The organism is Allorhizobium sp. nf9_anc (assembly GCF_056323085.1).
Window position 1 is genome coordinate 87,583 of sequence record NZ_JBWHZM010000003.1, and the last position, 18,233, is coordinate 105,815.

12 protein-coding genes and 2 pseudogenes are annotated in these 18,233 nt (G+C 57.0%); 3 read left to right on the plus strand and 11 right to left on the minus strand.

The annotated features are described in order from the left end of the window. Positions 1–203: 203 nt before the first annotated feature. From AC02Y0_RS23865 to AC02Y0_RS23910, 10 genes are all read right to left on the minus strand, one after another. The gene (locus tag AC02Y0_RS23865) at positions 204–1,847 is read right to left on the minus strand and encodes a Na/Pi cotransporter family protein (RefSeq protein ID WP_476384530.1); all 1,644 of its coding nucleotides are present in this window, start codon (positions 1,845–1,847) and stop codon (positions 204–206) included. Positions 1,848–2,001: 154 nt separating this feature from the next. Beyond that, positions 2,002–3,075 (minus strand): ABC transporter ATP-binding protein, encoded by a 1,074-nt coding sequence (locus AC02Y0_RS23870; RefSeq protein WP_476384531.1) that lies wholly within the window; start codon positions 3,073–3,075, stop codon positions 2,002–2,004. Positions 3,076–3,099: 24 nt separating this feature from the next. Continuing rightward, positions 3,100–4,218 carry an ROK family transcriptional regulator gene (locus tag AC02Y0_RS23875; protein WP_476384532.1) on the minus strand — a complete coding sequence of 373 codons (1,119 nt, stop codon included), beginning with the start codon at positions 4,216–4,218 and terminating at the stop codon, positions 3,100–3,102. Positions 4,219–4,222: 4 nt separating this feature from the next. Further along, positions 4,223–5,629, minus strand: coding sequence for a phosphodiester glycosidase family protein (locus AC02Y0_RS23880; RefSeq protein ID WP_476384533.1), 1,407 nt, complete (start codon positions 5,627–5,629; stop codon positions 4,223–4,225). Beyond that, positions 5,629–6,462, minus strand: a complete 834-nt coding sequence (locus AC02Y0_RS23885; protein WP_476384534.1) for a carbohydrate ABC transporter permease — start codon at positions 6,460–6,462, stop codon at positions 5,629–5,631. The genes AC02Y0_RS23880 and AC02Y0_RS23885 overlap by 1 nt, the downstream gene beginning before the upstream one ends. Then, positions 6,455–7,333, minus strand: a complete 879-nt coding sequence (locus AC02Y0_RS23890; protein ID WP_476384535.1) for a carbohydrate ABC transporter permease — start codon at positions 7,331–7,333, stop codon at positions 6,455–6,457. The genes AC02Y0_RS23885 and AC02Y0_RS23890 overlap by 8 nt, the downstream gene beginning before the upstream one ends. 129 nt (positions 7,334–7,462) lie before the next feature. Beyond that, complete coding sequence (locus AC02Y0_RS23895; protein WP_476384536.1) at positions 7,463–8,743, minus strand: ABC transporter substrate-binding protein; 1,281 nt, start codon at positions 8,741–8,743, stop codon at positions 7,463–7,465. A 378-nt stretch (positions 8,744–9,121) separates the two neighbouring features. Further along, entirely contained in the window at positions 9,122–10,759 is a 1,638-nt protein-coding gene (locus tag AC02Y0_RS23900; RefSeq protein WP_476384537.1) for a hypothetical protein, read from the minus strand. A 341-nt stretch (positions 10,760–11,100) separates the two neighbouring features. Next, positions 11,101–11,280, minus strand: coding sequence for a hypothetical protein (locus AC02Y0_RS23905; protein WP_476384538.1), 180 nt, complete (start codon positions 11,278–11,280; stop codon positions 11,101–11,103). A 345-nt stretch (positions 11,281–11,625) separates the two neighbouring features. After that, a complete protein-coding gene (locus AC02Y0_RS23910; RefSeq protein ID WP_476384539.1) occupies positions 11,626–12,951 on the minus strand; it encodes a hypothetical protein in 1,326 nt (441 codons plus the stop codon). A gap of 711 nt (positions 12,952–13,662) precedes the next feature. Between AC02Y0_RS23910 and AC02Y0_RS23915 the strand changes: the two are divergent. Next, positions 13,663–13,807 (plus strand): annotated as a pseudogene (locus AC02Y0_RS23915) (IS5/IS1182 family transposase); the annotation flags it as partial. A 93-nt stretch (positions 13,808–13,900) separates the two neighbouring features. Continuing rightward, positions 13,901–15,457, plus strand: a complete 1,557-nt coding sequence (locus AC02Y0_RS23920) for an ISL3 family transposase (RefSeq protein WP_476384402.1) — start codon at positions 13,901–13,903, stop codon at positions 15,455–15,457. A 77-nt stretch (positions 15,458–15,534) separates the two neighbouring features. Here the strand turns inward: AC02Y0_RS23920 and AC02Y0_RS23925 are convergent, their stop codons facing one another. Further along, positions 15,535–17,073 carry an IS3 family transposase gene (locus AC02Y0_RS23925; RefSeq protein WP_476379581.1) on the minus strand — a complete coding sequence of 513 codons (1,539 nt, stop codon included), beginning with the start codon at positions 17,071–17,073 and terminating at the stop codon, positions 15,535–15,537. A gap of 75 nt (positions 17,074–17,148) precedes the next feature. On the opposite strand from AC02Y0_RS23925, the pseudogene AC02Y0_RS23930 reads away from it, so the two are divergent. After that, positions 17,149–18,006 (plus strand): annotated as a pseudogene (locus AC02Y0_RS23930) (IS110 family RNA-guided transposase); the annotation flags it as partial. Between the last annotated feature and the right edge of the window lie 227 nt (positions 18,007–18,233).

The window sequence follows — 18,233 nt, forward strand, 5'->3', positions numbered from 1 at the left end:
CACAGAGTGTGACGGCAGCCCTTCTGGGAAATGCTGTTCTTGCTCACAGCGGTTCATCTTGTCCGCTTCCGATAGCCGACCGCTAAGTTGCTTCGCCACATGGGGGCTGCTTGTTGCTTACTTTGATGCCCTCAGGGAAAGCGATTCATTTCGCAGAGCGTTATCCGCACGAACTAGTTATCTTTGATCTTTGGGTTCGCGTCCTAGCCTGCGCTTCGCAGTCTACTTTCCGACAATAGCCCGCTCTCGTCCAAGATTGGATGAGCAACCGAGACGAGATGAGCATTGATGCGCTTCAAGTCCCGCAACACATCGAGATGAAGAGAGCTTGTATGTATGCTATCCACGCGCTCTTTCCGGAGCCGCTCTAGGTGACGCGCGGCCGAACGTTTCTCCATGTGTCGAACTTCTACCTTTAGGTCCATCATCCGCTTCGCCAGATTGAAATCTCTAGTGACGAATATTGTTTGTGCCACACGCACGTTGTCGATTGTAAGATCGAACATCTTCTTCAGTTCGTCGTAGCCCTCGTCAGAGAACCGAACACTCAAGGAGGCTTTTTTGCGAATTTGCTCGGTCAGTCCTTTCTCGATGATGTCGCCGATGTGCTCCAGGTTGATCACGTAGTCTATAATGGTGCTAGAATGTCTCGCATAGTCGTCGCTAATTTCGCCGCGGCCAAGCTTCGATAGATATATCTTTATCTCCTGCTGCAGCGCGTCAACCTGCTTTTCCAGTTCCGCAATCTCGGACAGTTTCGACAGGTCATTGCTTTCGAAAGCGTCGGAGGCACGCTGCAACATGCGCTCGATCAGATCACCGACGCCTAGAACTTCGCGCGTGGCTCCCGCTAGGGCGACAACTGGCTCGGATAGCGCCTCAATGTCGAGATATTTCGGCCCTGCTGCTGGTTGCTCATGTTCGGGAAGAAGAGCCATCGTCAGCCGTGAAAGCGGAAGCGCCAAGGGCCATGCTAAGGCGGCCAGGGCGATGTTGAAGCTCAAGTGAGCGTCTACTGGCAGCTTTTCCGGACCGAAGGGGAGGAGGTCGAGCAACGCCGCGCCGTAGCCGGCAAGAGGAAGGGCAATCAGGCAGCCAGTCCCTCTGACGATGAGATTGCCCAAGGCAACCCTTCGCGCTGCAATGGATTGGCCAAATGTAGCGATAAACGGCGGAACGGCGCCGCCAAGGTTGGCACCGAGCACCAGAACCACGATCAGCGTTGGCGAAAGTGCACCGGTAGAGGCCAGTGATAGCACAAGCATAACGGCGGCGAGGCTGGAGGACGCTAGCAATGCGATTGTCGCGGAAAGTAAAAGTGCCACGGGCCACGCCTCGTCAAGCAGCGTGATGAAACTTACCAGAGCGGCGGAATCCCTCATCGGCGCGGTGGCGTTGCTGAGGAGGTGTAACGACAGCAGCATTAGACCGACGCCTACAAGCGCAACCCCACATCCCTGTTTTGCCGCCGACGCATGGCGCTGGAGTACGATGCCAGCAAGCAGCAGCAGGGGAGATAGCCACGCAATACCGGCGGCGACCACCCACGCGGTTATCGCGGTTCCAACGTTTGCGCCGAGCAGTAAAACCTGGGCCATGCGGGGCATGATCAGACCGCCCGCGACGAAGGACGCAGTTATCATCGTTGTGGCGGTAGAGCTCTGCAGGGCGATAGTCGTGAAAAGGCCAGAAAGGAACGACCGTAGGCCACTTGCCGTTCCAGTGGCGAGGCCGGTTCTTAAGCTGGCACCAAACGCACGCAGTGCGCCATCTTTCACCTGCGAAAGGCCGAAGAGGAGCAATGCTACTGCACCGCCCAGATTAATCATCACGATGGTGGACTGCATGTCCCGCCTTTCTGAGTGACCGGATGCTGGTAGTTCCTACTTCTGCCCGCCTGGTGCTTACTGCCACTCGGGGCATTCAAAACCGCACTCCGACCCACACCGCACGGGGCGGAAAACGGGCGATCCGATCGCCAGTTCTGGGGACGTAAGAGAGTTATGCCCCGATCCGCGAGCCGGAATCGGCGGCATAGAGGTGGGTGTCCTTGGAATCGAACGCGAAACCGAGCCGCTCGCCCAGACCAACGCGGATGTCCGGTGAGACGGTCGCGGCGAACGCGGCATCACCCACCACCGAATGAATAATCCGGGTCGATCCGAGCTCCTCGATGAATTCCGCACAAGCGGTTAGCGCGCCGGGAGTGCCGGGTTCCACAAGGCGGACTGACTCCGCACGGACGCCGAAGACGACCGGCTGTTCGGCATATCCAGCCACCTCGGGCCGGACCTTGATGTCAGTGCCATGGGCGTCCCGGAAGCGGCCGTCGGCCGTGATTCTACCTTCGAGCAGGTTCATTGCCGGAGTGCCGACGAATCCTGCAACGAACCTTGTCGCGGGATTGTGATAGATCTCAGAAGGCGTGCCCACCTGCTCCACGCGTCCGCTGTTCATGACAATGATGCGGTCAGCCAAAGTCATGGCCTCGTGCTGATCATGTGTCACAAAGATGGATGTGGCTGCAAGCTGCCGGTGAAGCCGCCGGATTTCAGCGCGCATTACTACCCTGAGCTTGGCGTCGAGATTTGAAAGGGGTTCGTCGAACAGGAATACAGCCGGCTCGCGGATGATGGCCCTTGCCATAGCGACCCTCTGCCGCTGGCCGCCGGACAGTGCCGCCGGCTTGCGATCGAGAAACTCGGTCAAGCCGACGGTCTTTGCCGTCTCCTCTACACGCTTCTGGCGCTCGGATTTTGAGACGCCCGCCACCTTCAACGCGTAACCGATGTTGGCCGCGACAGTCATATGTGGGTACAAGGCATAGTTCTGGAACACCATGGCGCAGCCGCGCTCCCGCGGCTCCATGTGGTTGACGATCCTTCCATCGATCGCGAGGTCGCCCGTCGTAATGTCCTCCAAACCCGCGATCATTCGCAGAAGAGTCGACTTTCCGCACCCGGAAGGTCCCAGGATCACGACAAACTCGCCAGAGCTGATCTCGAGGTCCACCCCGTGTATGACCGGAAGGTCGCCATATGACTTCTGAATGTTACGTAACGAAATCGGTGCCATGGGGGTTCCCCTCCTGAGTGTGGACTATGATTGCGGGTTTCTAGGATTGCGCAGGAAATGATAACTCGCCAAGGCGCATGCACCGCGGTTCAGCGAGGTATCGTTGATTGGGCTGACGATCGGCCATCGCAGCAGTCGGTGCGCATCCTCCGCACTCAGCAGGTTGCTGCCTATGGGTTCGACCCTTATGGCCGAGCAGATCGCCTGAAGGACCGGGCCAGGCATATAAGAGCAGACAAACAATCGATCGACATCGTATGTTCTGACGGCTAACTGGGCGGCTGGCGTAAGAGATGCGCCGGCTTCTCTGCACCAGTCGTCGACGGAGGACGGAAGGCTTCCTACATTGCTCCAGTCCTCCACTCTTTCGAGATCTGCGACTTTAAGAAAATTACTGATTGTCGGCCGGAATTCGTTTCTTGGAACGAAGTTGCCGATTTCGCCTGCGTTCGCAGAGACCCCTTCATAGAGTTCATTGTTGTTAACGAGGGCTCCGCCTACACCTCCGCCAAGGTAGAAGCAGAAATAGTGGCTGTGCAGCCGTGCCAAGCCCTCCCGGATCGTGCCGACAGCAATTGCTTTGGCATCGTTCTGAATGGTTACCGGCAGCGAAAAACACCGTTCGAAATACTCCTTTAGGTCGACCCGAGACCAAGCCAGTGGATTGCCTATCGAGATGACCCGGCGGCCTTTCTCTATAAAGAAACCCTGCGCGGCGATCCCAATACCGACGAAACGTTCTGTTGCACCGACGGCCGCGAACGCTTCGGTGATCATTGCAGTCGCCTCGTCGAGCGTGCGTTGCGGTTCGTGGAAATCTCCGCTGACGTCCCTTTTATAGAGGCGCTCGCCGGCCAGATCTTCGACCGTGACAACCAGACGTTCGTTTGCCAGAACCAGACCGAGGACGAGTAGGCTACTCGTTCTGAAGATCAGTCTCCTGGACGGCTGGCCCCGAGTTCCGTTCGAATCCGCCTGTTCATCGATGTAACCGTTATCGACAAGAGACTTGACCGCTCGCGTCATTGTTTGCGGAGAAACGCCGAATTGATGGGATAGCTCGAGACGGCTCGGCGCGGCCCCGGAAATCACCGTCTCCAGTGTTTGAAGTTGAAGCTCATTCAGCTCTTGATGAAATGCCAAAGTATTAGCCCGCTTGTTTCAGTTTCAACCTAAGCCCCAATGGCAAAGGCCGGTCATAGTCCGCTTCTACGTCTTCATAACCGCGGCAGAAATTTCCGGGTCTGAGGATCGCTCCTCCAAATGGGCGAAACAACTGGACGGAGCCTCCGCCATCGAGATGCATGCCTTCTACCGCACCGTATCTTTGCAAAAGATCCGCGATATCGAACAACGTCGCTCCCTGCGCGACAACGTCATGCGAGGCATAGGTGGACCGGCCTTCCACCGCGAGGAGAAATAGACCGCCGTTGACATCGATGCCGGCACCTAGCCGCGCGGCACGTGTTTCATGCCAGTCCGCTTTCCAGTTGTAGGGCGACGGTTGCCCCAGGTCGCCAGAAACACCTCTTATGAAGACACCTTCTTTTTCGAAAATTGCGTCATCGCTTAGCGCTTTTCCGCTGCCCACTAGCCTTGGACCTGCCTGCACTCCTTCCACAACCATGCCGTTCTGGAGGAAATACGTGACTGGCTGCCCTTGCCGCAGAGCTTCAACCAGGCTTGGATCGGGCTCGTCCGGAAAGCGCAACACGCAGCCAGTCCTGGGAACTGGCATACCCCCACCCCGAGACATGGCCACGGCGAAACGTCCGACGATCGCGACCTCGACGGCATTTTCGTCCAGAGGCGTTATGCCATCGTTCGTACCGTAGTAACGGGCGATTGGGATGCACCCGGTTTGGTTGTCCCCGAACGCTCCCGCTTTATGAGCGAGAACGACGGTTCCGTTGGGTAAGGTCACGGCGACATCCGCGAAGGAAAGGTTCCTGATGGCATGCACCTCGCCATCGAACACCAAGCACGCCCTTGGAACTTGGGGAGGATACTGAATCACCCCGGCCGCGGCGACCATCCCTACGGGGTCGCCATACGCTTCGAAAAAGGTATCAAGTTCCCTCGGCTCGAAGAGGAAGTAATTTGCGTTCGAGAGGATTTCATCTTTGGCGAGACCGGCGCTACGTAAGCGGATATAGTCGGTATAGGCGAGCGGGACAGGGTACTTTGACGGCGTGGTGCTTCGTCTGTCGCTCCAGAGGTCGCAAGCGGACACGCCAGCCTTTTCATACTGCTTCGCCATGGTCGCAGAGCGGGCGGCCCAAAGCTCTATTGTCTTGCCTTGAAGATCGTACGCACTCCCGCCTTCTGCGGCGCGATGTTCCGGTGGAGCGACCTGATAGGTCAGTGCTCCAAGCCGCGCCGACGCCAGCGCAGCTTCAATAGTTGCAACGGCTTCGCCGGGCGGCGAGTCATTGAATGGCTGTACGTGAAATCGCTCGACTTGAACCACGGCGATCTTTGCCTGCAGTCCAGATGCAAGGGTCACGTTCTCTTTTCTAATAGCCTGCATGGAAGAACCTGTCATTTCGATCATTACTTCACTCCGCCTGCGACGAACCCCTGGATGACGTAACGTTGGGCCAGGATGTAGATCGCGACGAGGGGCAGCGTGGAAATGACTGACCCCGCCATGAACCATGTCCACTGCGCGTCGAACTCGCTAACCAGACTGATGAGGCCGCGCGGGACGGTGTAGAGTTCGGGCGAATTCAGGTAGAGAATGGGTCTAAGAAGCTCGTCCCAACTGTGAATGAACGCGACCACAAAGACCGAGATGAGTGCTGGAACAGAAAGCGGGAGGTAGATATCCCAGAATATCCGGAAGGCCGACGCGCCGTCCATGCGCGCGGCTTCAGAGTAATCATTTGGAAGAGCGGAAAAGTACTCCCGCAGCATGAATGTTCCGAACGATCCCACGAGAAATGATGGCACGATCAATGGCAGGAAGGTGTCGATCCACCCCAGATGCCGCATCAGGAGATACTCTGGGATGATCGTTACCTCATTCGGGACGAACGCCGTAGCCAGCACGACCGCAAAAAGAAAATTTCGCCCTCGAAACGGGACCTTTGCGAAGACATAACCTGCCATGGCGCATGTGATGACCTGTCCTATGGAGGCTGAAGTCGAAACGATCAGCGAATTGACGAAATACGTTGTGAAATCCCGCTCGGTGAGCACCGACGTGTAGTTGGCAAAGGGTGCGTCAGTGAAGAGTTGGGTCGGCACAAAGCTCGGCGGCAAGCGGAAAAGGTCTGCTGGCTCCTTGAAAGAAGTGATCAGCATCCACAGGAATGGGGACAAGGTCACGAGAGCGTACAGTGTGAGCGCGCCGTAAAGGGCGGTAAGGAGCGACCTGTTATTCATGGACCCATCTCCGGCGGACGTAGAAGTTGGTGAGTGTGATGAGGCCGACCACGAAGCACAGCAGATATGCTAGGGCCGAGGCATAACCCATTTGGAAATGCACGAAGGCATTTTCGTAGATAAAGAAGGCGAGGGTGCTGGAGGCGCCATTTGGCCCTCCGCCCGTAAGCGCATAGGTCAGTTCGAAGGTCTGGGTCGACCGGACGAGCGCGATGATCAGCACGAAAAACAAGCTGCGGGACAAAAGCGGTATGGTGATCTCGAGGAACTGCCGAATCCTCTTGGCACCGTCAATCCTTGCCGCTTCGTACACTGACGGGTCGATCGTCTGGAGGCCCGCGAGGAGTAGCAGCATGTAGAACCCGCTGTCTTTCCATACGGCCACGATCGCCACCGCCGGAAGCGCCCAGGTCGGATCGGCGAGCCATGCCGGCGGCGCGTCAACGCCGAGCCACAGCAGGAGGTTGTTCAGGATCCCGAACTTTGTCGAGAAGATCCAGCGCCATGCCAGTGCGACAGCGATGGTTGAAGTGATGTAAGGAAGAAAGAATGCTCCCCGGAAAAATGCCGATATCCGCAAAGCATTGTTCAGCAAGACTGCCAAGACCGTAGCCAGCGCGATTGCGCCTGGGACATAGAGAAGAGTAAACCAAGCGGTGTTCAGAAAGACCTTCGCCGCCGCCGGCGAGGTGAGGATCTGCATGTAGTTGTCGAAACCGACCCATTGGGGTTGGTCGAAAATCTGCCACCGCGTAAACGACATGATGAATGCCCAGACCACCGGGATCAGGCGGAACACCGTCAGGCCTACAAGTGTTGGCAGTAGGAAGAAAAGGGCGATCCAAGGGAACGTGCGGGCGTTACGCTGCATGGTGCTCTCCTGCTGGGTAAAGGAGCTCAGTCCCAGCTGCAAAATCGAAGGAGTTCGTGGATGGCGGTAGCCAGGGTATCGACCCGAAAGCGGGAATTAGTTTCGGGTCGATGCGTCGACTAAAAGGCTCTATCGCTGGAGTACGCTGTTACCGTATTCAACAAAGCTCTTGACGGCCTCATTCAGCGACTTTCGCCCGTTGAAGACTTCGTCCAGCTCGCCGTTTACGCCGCCCGACCCCGATGCTCCGTAGCCCCTCCAGGCGTCCCAATTCTTGGAGAAACCAGTATAGAGCTGCTGCTGTCCGATCTTGAGAATGACGTCCTTATTGCCGGGCTGTTGGTCTCGCTCAAGCCATTCCTCACGCTCCGCGACTTCAATGAATGCAGGCACCTTGCCGCCGCGGAAATCTTTGGCGCTGCGCGAACCATCGGTCATGTGCTTGATAAATGCGGTCGCGAGCTCCGGATTTTCAGATGTGGAGCCGACGGCGAGCATGTCTGGCCACGCATAGGCGCGCGCAGTTTCCGGCGTTGCGTCGGGACCAAGTGGGATCTCAGCGATGCCCCAGCGAAACTTGTTGCCTATGATCGTGCGATTGTTCGAGATGTTCCAGGAACCGTCGACCCACATCGCGGCCATGCCCAGGGGGAAAACATCCTGGAAGCGCACACCTTCCATGTCTTTGGGAGGCGGAGCGACCTTTTCCTTGACAACGAGGTCGGTCAAGAATGAAAGAGCGGAAATTGCCTGCGGATTGGGCTCCAGCGCAGTTGCATTGGGATTCAGGTAGCGGCCGCCATTGCGGTAGACCCATCCATCGGTCTGCGCGTAACGCCCGAAGACCCAGTATCCCCATTGATCTGGGTTGCCATCGCTGTTCTTGTCCACGGTTAGCTTTTGTGCAGCCTCAAGGAAGTCGGCCCATTTCCAACTGGGTGTTGGATAGGAGAGGCCTGCGGCATCGAAAGCATCTTGATTGTAGAAAAGAACAGGCCCTTGCCAGCTTTGGGGGACGGCGAACAGCCCTCCATTTATGCGTGCGACCTCGACGGCACTTTTGGTATAGCCTTCTAGGTCCAGGGATGGAGCGAAGGGCGTCAGGTCTGTGAGGTTGCCCGCATCGGCCCATTGCTGGATGTAGCCCGACGACATCATCATCACATCCGGCAGGCTGCCCGATGCGGCAAGGGCTGACAGGTTCGGCCAGTAGTCCTTCTGCGGCAATGCCTGAGCCTGAACTTTAACGCCCGGATTGGCCGCTTCGAACGCCGCTATCGCCGGCTTTTCTTGCTCCAGTTGGACGGGATCGAAGCTCATATAGCGCAGGGTTAAGTCCGCCGCCCAAGTTGCGCCTGACGTGAGGACGGTCGTGGCCAGCGCCACGGCGAATGTTGCACTCCGAGTCATTTTGCATACTCCCTTTCGTTGGTTCCCTATTAAATTCCATCACGGAAATTAATTGGTGTCAACGCTGTTACCGATGTTTTGCTACGGGCTGATGACGAATAGGTGAAACTTTGTTTCCGCTGTTAGGCCCAATCTCGGTGGCGACTGGCAGGATATATGCAGATGTAATCAGTAAGGTTCAGATCACATTTTTCGGTGGTGCTGCGCTGTAGCGAAAGAGGAACTTGATTGAAACCATCCTGGAATACCTAAATACCAACTGCTCGAAACCATTTCCGACACCAGCCAGTTGATTGGTCCGGTGATCTCTGCATCCGGGTTGCCCTTGTTGAAAGGACCCGTGAAACACTCCCTTTCCTCGGTAAACTCATCCCCGCACTAGACCGTAGACCCAAGGACACGTTCCGCATCGGCCATGATGTCGAATACTGCGTCCCAAGTGGAGCGGGCGTCGAAGAACTCGTCTGGCTCGGAACTCTCGGTTAGGTAGGCGGCGTCCGGGCTCAGTAGGATCTCGAGTGCATCGTGGTAGATCTCCTCCTCCTCCTCCGATCGTTCGTCGTCCGGATACTCCACGGCATCGAAGAACTCGCCGTCACGCGATGCCTCGATGTCATGCCACTTCTTCCAGGCGAAGCGGACGAATGCCGCGCCAGCATCCTGGAGAGTGAACATGATAGCGGGGCCATACTGGATGACTGTGAGATTGACGGTGGATAGGGCCACCGTGATGCCGGCCTTGAGCTTGGGGTCGTCAAACGCGCGGGAGCCCTCCGTTTGAAGGACGGCTGAAATCGATGCGAGTTGGAGAAGCGCCAGTGCGCCGGAGCGGGCGAAGAGATTGATCATGTCCTGCAGGTTCTGGGTCTGCCTGAAGAGGACTTCGAGCATCCTCATTTTGGCGAACGACGCGTAGGGAATGAGCGCGCCGATCTGCGCATCATTCTGCCTTGCCGCGTAGAACATGAAGCCCAGGATGGTATCCCACAGGACCACGATCTGGGATTTCTTCACGAAGTCGGGTTGTTTTTCGGCGATATGCTGACCCGCAGCCCGGCTCAGAAGCTCTGAGGTCCTGTGGGCCTTGCCGCTGATCCGTGTCAGGGCATCATCCGTTCCCTGCGAAAGGACGAACCGGTTCGCCAAATCCTTCAGGGACTTCTGATATCGGTTCAGGCGCTCGGAATGCATGTTCATGGCATCCCGGATACCCAGCAGTTCGGGGGCTTCATCGTCGGCCGCAGGCATTTTCCCGGTCTTGTTCACATCCATGTTCTGCTTGATGGCGATGATCTTCTGGGGCAGGTTGAACGCAAGCATCAGCAGAACGGACGACACGCCGACCGAGGTGATGTAGCGCGATTTGTCCTCGTAGAAGTCGTCGTGACGAATGCCGATGGTGAGATTGATGCGCTGGCTAACCCCCAGGAAGACCCTGTCCTGGAAGATGGCGTTGAAAAATTGCCGCCAGTTGGCTCCGGGAGAGATCAGGAAACCGATCGTCAGGGGAACGGTTCCGACCGAGAAGGGGACGACCCGCGGGAAGAGTGAGCTGTCCGGAACATTGCTGACGGACCAGACATCCCAGGCGATCGCCCCGCCGGTCATGGCGCCCATCATTAGGCTCTGCCACAAGGGCATGCCATCCCTGAATGCCTGAATTCTACCTCGGCTCTTGCCCGCGTTAGACTTGATGTGGTCCTTGGCGGTCTTGGGAAGAGCCGCCCACTCCTCCTCGATCGCACGCTCAATGTCCTTGCACTCCCTTGCGAGTAGGCCGAGGGCCTCGATGCCCTCCTTCTGCTCGAGCGTAAGGTTCGTGGCCGCGTCGATGATCTCCTGGGGCAGATCGGCGCCTGTTTCGTGATGGACGAGATAGGCGCACAGCATCTTGTAGACGTCATGGCTCTGCCCCTGGCGGATGTTCTGGACGGCGTTGGTCTTGAGGAAGGCCTCGTAGAAGAAGTCGCACACTTTCTGAAGCGTGCCTTGGACGGTAGAAGCGGGCGAAGCCATGGTGAAGGGATTTGCTGGATGATGATTGAAGTCGCTTTGTTCTGATGATGTGTTGGTTCTCTGGTTGATCGAAAGGCCAATGTCGGGGAACCTGCCGTCTTTTATGCTTCCCGTGCCTTCCACGGATTACCGGGGAGGGCCATGCCCGACGCTAGCCGGTTAAGCCGCGCGGAGGCGCAGTGCATGCAGCTCGTATCCGTCGGTGGCGCAGATGCTCAGCTGAGCAGGTTTCTGCGGCATTTTTGGACGTGCGGAATGAGGATCGGCGGCCGGCGGGCCAATCGGCCTGTACACGTAGGCTCGTATCTGCAGACATTCGGGCCGATACCTGGGTCAGCAGGTCAAAATCGGGTTTCATCCGGGCGCTTGCGTAGACCGCGTGCCTTCTTCGAATAGTGCGATTGGCTGATGATCCAGGCGGCAGTCTTTCCATGTAGCGATCGTACGACGAGATCGTACGATGCTGCGCATTTCGTCATCGGATCCTTGCTCAGCGGAACGATCTCTCTGGAAATGCGCATGCCGAGGGATATCCTTGCGACGCGCCCCCGTCCTACGGAGATGCGACCGGGAGGCGATACTGGAGGACCCGGCTTGGGAGGGCAGAAGATAGGCCGTTGCGATCGATGAGGAGATAGTCAAAATGAATTTCAGCTTTTTGGATGTTTACTTACTTACACCGCGCGATTGCAATTTTCATTAGTTTTCACATGTGAACGAGGGTTTTCATCAATCGGTGTCCAAAATTCAATTCAGGCGACTATCTGGAAAACAATGGCGGAGTTGAAACCACCGATCAACCTCTAGGTGTTGAACCTTCAAAACATGATCCCGCATAATCCCTGTAAAACGATCCGAACCTCAACTTAAGCTTCCTCCTCGATGCCTTGAGGCCAGGCAGCGATCATGTTGGGCAGCTTGCGCATGGTGTCCGGGTCCACCGGAATGTTGGCGCTCTGTTCTAAGAGACCGCCTTGGGCGAGCAGGCGGGTAGCGCTATGGCCATCGACGTACAGGATGCAGATGGAAGGGCCTCCGTCATTCGCCCAGATGTCGTCATCGTGTGCAATGACATTCCCGGAGAGAGTGACGAATTTCTTGGTGAGCGTACCGAATTCGTTCATAGTGAGGCCATTGGCCCGCAGGGAATTATAGGCGAAAAAGTACCAGGCGTCCTGGCCTCGGAAGACACCAGCGCGCTCGTTGGGCTCCGTGACGTGGGAAAGGTTGCCGGGAACCTGCGCCCAGACGGACTTGACAAACGGATTGGCGGGAGGCGCTCTGGCCAAACCCAACTCGCCTGAGGGGAGCAACGTCACTTTCTTCATAGCTTCTTTGAGGTAGTCATCCTCGGTGTGCGTGCGCAACGTTGTCGCGGCCTGGAAGTCGGGGTTCGCACTGTTCTCCAGGCGTTGCTTGTCCCACTCTGTCAGGGTAGCCCAAATGGGGCTTTCAATCTTGTTGCCGTCGGGCCCGATCGCGAAATAGTTGAAGCGGCCGGCCGGGCCATTGAGCTTGTCGAAGGTGGGCTGCTCGATCAACAACGGCTGCCCCAGGGAGGGACCGGTGACGAAGAAGGAATTGTCGGTCATCTCGCGTTTCTTCAGAAGGTCCGCATAGGCTGAATGAACCTCCACATACTTTCCCGACTGCTCGGTTGCGCTCGAGGGGCCAACGGTATGCGTGACCTTGTCATCGGGAAGGAGGGAACCGTCTGCGGCGCGGAAGAGCTTAGTGAGATGAATGAAAAAGCCACCATTGATGGCCACGAAGGGCCCCCTCAGATCGCGGATGATCCGCAGAGAGGTATCAACGCCGCTGGAAGGGCTGATAGTGCTTGTCCGGGCGTTCGCGATGCGAACGGCGGTGAAGGAGCCCTCATCTTTCATTAGCGAGAGGATGGCGTGGGCTTCGGACTTCCTCGGATGGGCGTTCTCCCAGCCTTCGGAGCGCTGAAAGCGATAGTGGGTGATGCCTTCAGACAGCTCGCTGACGAGCAGGCTGCCATGCGTGGAAAGAGCAAATGGGGAAGACATTGCGTCGGGAGTGGTTGAGTGCAAGGCGAATGATGATGGCTGAAGAGTGCTAATGCTGATGAGACTGTGAGTGTCGATAGACTGTCTTTCGAGGGAAATGCCCGGATTTTTATGCTCGCGGCAGCTCTGGTCACTGACCGCCGATACAGGAAGCATTGAGGCGGTGCAGGGTCGGCTGACCAGGTTTGCGCGATTTTTCGGCGAGACCGAAAAGAGGATTGGCGGTCGCCTGCATGCATGGTAGGGCACGTCACCTCGCATATGCAGGTGCAGGGGTGTCAAACCAGGGCGTGCGTCAGGCGGCTGGATCACGCGCTATGGCTACATCTCGTATAGGCAACTCATTCCAGATTAGGAAACCGCCGAGACCGGAAGCATTGAGGCGGTGCAGGGTCGGCTGACCAGGTTTGCGCGATTTTTCGGCGAGACCGAAAAGAGGACTGGCGGTCGCCTGCATGCATGGTGGGGCACGTCATCTCGCATATGCAGGTGCAGGGTTGTCGAACCAGGGCGTGCGTCAGGCGGCTGGATCACGCGCCATGGCTACATCTCGTATACGCCATTCATTCCGGATCGGAAAACCGCCGTGCGGATCACATACCGTTTCGGGTTGGCGTCGCCTGGGCTTCCGGATTTGTACTAGCGTTTCGGAAAGTGGGAGATTGATGGCCGGATTTGTACTAGCGTTTCGGAAAGTGGGAGATTGATGGCAGGATAGGTGAAAGTGTAATGTATCTTAGTATGTTTGTGCACGCGTTGGTATGAATAAATTATTGTTCATCGCATAATAAATTTTTCTAAGAAATGGATATTTGTTTATAAATCTATAAGGCTGCCTTAAAATGAAGTGAGCAATTTCGAGAGGTCATGATTCCTTCGGATTTTCGAAGTTTCGATGGAGTTCAAAATGGCCTGAAGCGAATTCATCTGTCGGCAATTTACCCGGCGCACTGCGCACTGTGCAAGCGACGTCACGGATCGGGAATGGGCTCTGGTTGAGCCTTTTCTGCCCAGACTGTGTTTCGGCGTGCAAAATTAGCTCTGACTCACTTTTGATGAATTCTGGGCGTCGGCTGGCGTTGGTTTTGCAGAAGGAATCAGCGCCATGGTTCATTCGCTTCGCCCCTCCGCACTCGTGCCTCGAGGCTTTGTCATCGATGAGACAGCTTCTGCTGGCGATGCCATCATACTCACTGTCCGATCGACGGATATATCCAGCGGTTGTCCAGGCTGCGGAACAAGATCTGCGCGGATACACAGTCGTTATCATCGACGCCTGACGGATCTTCCCATCGCGGGAAAGTCTGTGCGATTGGTAATTGCCGCACGCCGCTTCTACTGTGACGCAGTGCTGTGTGGCCGACGGATTTTTGCCGAGCGCTTTGAGGCAGATGTCCTGGCGTCGTGGGCGCGGCGCACTGCGCGGCTTGATCACATCGTCCACCATCTCGGGCTTGCTTTGGGTGGGCGACCGGCGGCGACTATCGCCCGCAGACTGATGGTGCCGGTCAGCAACGACACCTTGCTGCGTGTCGTCCGACGGCGCGGCACCCCGCGTATCGTTCCGCCGACGGTGATCGGCATCGACGACTGGGTATGGCGGCGCAACCAGCGTTACGGGACGATCATCTGCGATCTCGAACGGCGCAAAACCATTGCACTTCTGCCAGACCGAGAACCGGCAACCGCTCAGGCCTGGCTTTCGGGTCAGCAACAGATCAGTGTCGTCGCCCGCGACTGCGGTGGCGCCTACGCCCTTGCTGCAGCCAAGGCATTGCCGGACGCGACCCAAGTGGCCGATCGATGGCATTTGATGGAGAACGCCAGTCGGGCATTCCTCGACGCCGTCCGCAAATCGATGCGACAGATCAGAACAGCGATCGGGTCGGTAACGATCAACACGGAGCTGCTGACGGCAGCAGAGCTGATCCAATATCAGGGATATCTGCATCGAGAAGACACGAACGCCGTCATTTTGGACTTGGCCAAGTCCGGTGCTGCAATCAAAGAAATCGTTCGTTGCACAGGGCACAGTCGCGGCCTCGTCAGGCGGGTGCTACGCGGTCAGCGATCTGAGGTGTTCCGCGTGCGGGAGAGCTCCCTTGAAGTTTATCTGCCATGGCTCGACGCGCAGTGGAGTGCCGGTCACCGCAATGGCACACAGTTGTGGCGAGACCTGACGCGCCAGGGATTCCAGGGCTGCCTTCGTGTCGTAACCGAGTGGGCGACGCGTCGGAGAAAGGCGGAAAAGATGGATTGCGAAGCGTTGAGCCGTACGCCGTCGGCACGGACTTTGGCACGCCTCATGACCATCGCTCGCGACGATCTCTCCAAGTCTCAGACCGTTACGGTTGCCGCGATTGAAGGCTTCGTGCCGCAACTCGTGGAGGCGCGGGAAGTCGTCGCCGCTCTCCAAGCCATCATCCGCAAGAAATCTCTTGCCGATCTCGAACCATGGCTGGAACGGGCCCGATCAAGCTTGGTCGCGGCCTTCGCCAATGGTGTCGCCAAAGACCGGGCAGCCGTGAGTGCCCCGATCAGTTTGCCGTGGTCAAATAGAAAGACAGAAGGGCAGATTACCAAGCTCAAGCTTGTAAAACGCCAGATGTACGGCCGAGGGAAAATCGACCTCCTTCAGGCCCGCGTCATTGGCGCCGGATAGGCCTCTGGCCACCAAAATTGCGTCAGAGCCAATTTTGCACGCCGATATGGGGGGTGCGGACAAAAAGTTGGACTGTTCTAAATGCTCAGGCCGAGGCTGTTGCGATATTCGACCGGGCTGAGTGATCCCAGTGATATCTTGATGCGCTTCTCGTTGTACCAGCGGATGTAAGCATCCACCTCGGCGACGAACTGTTCGATTGTGATGGCCTTCCAATCCCGTGGATAAAAGAGTTCCGTTTTCAACCGGCCGAAGAAGCCTTCGCACGCAGCGTTGTCTTGTGAGCAGCCCTTGCGGGACATCGAGCGAACCATCTGCGCGTTGCTGATCCGTGTCAGCCAGCCGGGCCAGCGATAATGGGCTCCACGATCGGAATGGACGATTGGCCGCTCCTCTCCTTTGGTCACGGTCTCAATGGCGGCATCCAGCATTGTGTTGACCAGGCCTGCATCTGGCTGCGTCCCAATCGACCAACTTATGACCATACCGTCGAAGCAGTCGATGATCGGCGAGAGGTACACCTTCCCAGCTGGGATCTGGAACTCGGTGATGTCTGTCAGCCATTTCACGTTCGGTGCTTTTGCATGGAAGTCGCGATTGATCAGGTTCTCGGGCGCCGGGCTGATTTCTCCCAGATATGATCCAAAACGCCGTCGACGCGGCCTGGCAACGACCAACTGCTCCTGCTTCATCAAGCGCTGCACAACCTTCTCCGAGATTGTCACGCTTTGCCTGGCAAGCGACGCCTGCAATCGGCGATAACCATAGCAACGACGGTTTGCTTCGAATATTTTCGCAAGGCTGTGCCGGATGGCGGCATACTTATCTGCCAGACATATCCGTGTGCGGTGGTAAAAGTAGGAGCTCCGGGCAATTTGCAGCTGGGCGAGGAGTTCTGGCAGGCGATAGCTATCTTTAAGGGCGTCAATCAGCTGTGTCTTTTCCCGATTGCTCAGGATCTGCAGATCGACGCCCAGGCCTTTTTTTAACAGTTCGTTGGCTTTCTTCAGGAGGTCATGCTCGAGTTGCAACTGGCGGACATCACGCTGGAGAGCTTCAAGCTGTCGCTCGAGTTCCTCACGTTCTGGCTTTTTGGAGTTGGCTTTGCGGCGTTTCATGGATGAAGGAGCCTCATGACCGAGTAGCTGGTCTTTCCAGCTGTACAATGTCGGCCTTGAGACGCCTAGCCGATCAGCTAACTGTTGAGCGGTTTCATCTCCACAGCATAGTCCGATGACGCCGGCTTGCCGGACCTCCTCGCAATAGCCAGGATGCCACGATCGACCAACCATTGATGTTTGCGTTTCCGGAAAGGCCTCTCGGACCCAGGCGGTCAGAGTTCCTCGTCCGGGATAGCCAAGCGCCCTCATCGTCGCAGAGATGCAACGATCATGGGTGCGAAAGTGCTCAAGTGCCGCCTGTTTCTGTGCCTCGGAATACTTTGGCGCTCGCGCTACCGGCTGCATACGCAGATCGAGATTCTCGACGTACTCGCGGTACCAACCCTTCAGCGCATTCTTTGTGGGATATCCCAGCTGACGAAGGGTCGGGTTGAGGCGCTTGCCCAGCCGTATGTAGAGCTCCACTGCTCGAAGTCTGTCTGAATAGGAATACATGAACTACCTCCTTGGTGGTCCAAGTTTTCGTCCGCATCCCCGCGAACGCAACTCACCACGCTGTTGATGTCAATTCCCTCCTGCAGGATAGCGATGGAGGCTTGTGGCACAGCACATTATTGGGGGCGGCAGCTCGAAGAGCTGGGCCATGAAGTGCTTCCGATACCTCCGGATTACGTCCGGCCATTCGTGAAGAGGCAGAAGAACGATGCTGCTGACGCCGAGGCTATCGCGGAGGCGGCGCAGCGGCCGGACATGCGCTTCGTTCGTGTGAAGAGTGAAGCATCGCAGGCCGCGAGTATTGTCTTTCGCGCACGAGATCTGGTGGTGCGCCAGAAGACCCAGCTTCTCAATGCGATACGGAGCCATCTGGCGGAATTTGGTTACATCTTCCCGCAGGATGCAGCCGCTTCTGCAAAAATGCAGGAGGTCATCGAGAGTGATGGTGACCTGCCGACCGCAGTTCAAGGCATCCTGTGTTCGTTGTGGCAGCATCTCTTATCTTGTGAAGCTCGGCTAGCAGAGTTTGACAAGGAAATCCAAAAGCGTGCGCGTTACGACTTTGATGCGCGTCGGTTGACCTCTGTGCCGGGGATTGGCCCGGTGACAGCGGCGGCAATCGCTGCCGTTGCTCCCGATCCCGCCACCTTCCGCAAGGGATGTGACTTCGCGGCATGGGTTGGCTTAACCCCGCTCGAGCGATCCACTGGAGGAAAGCAACGGTTCGGGCGAATATCCAAGATGGGTGAACACACGCTCAGACGCCTTCTAATCATGGGCCCCAGTGCGGTCGTATCCTGGATCAGGCGCGGCAGGATCCAGCCGAGCGCTTCGTTAGCCAGCATCCTCCACAGAAAGCCATCGATGCTCGCGATCGTGGCGCTAGCGAACAAGATGGCTCGAGTTGCGTGGGCGATACTGAAGCACGGAGGTCCTACATGCAGCCAGCCTGACGATTTCCCGCGCAGCAATGAAAGTCTAAGGATTGCATGGCCGAAGTTTGAACGGGGCTTGGAGAACCAGATTGAGGATAAGTACTGGCAGCACGCAAGCCTGAACTGGACCGAGCTCGCGTAATCCAGACTGGCTGGCGGCGGTGTTTCGCCGCGAAAGAAGCCGAACACATGTCCGCACCAAATTTCGACGCCGTCACACAAATA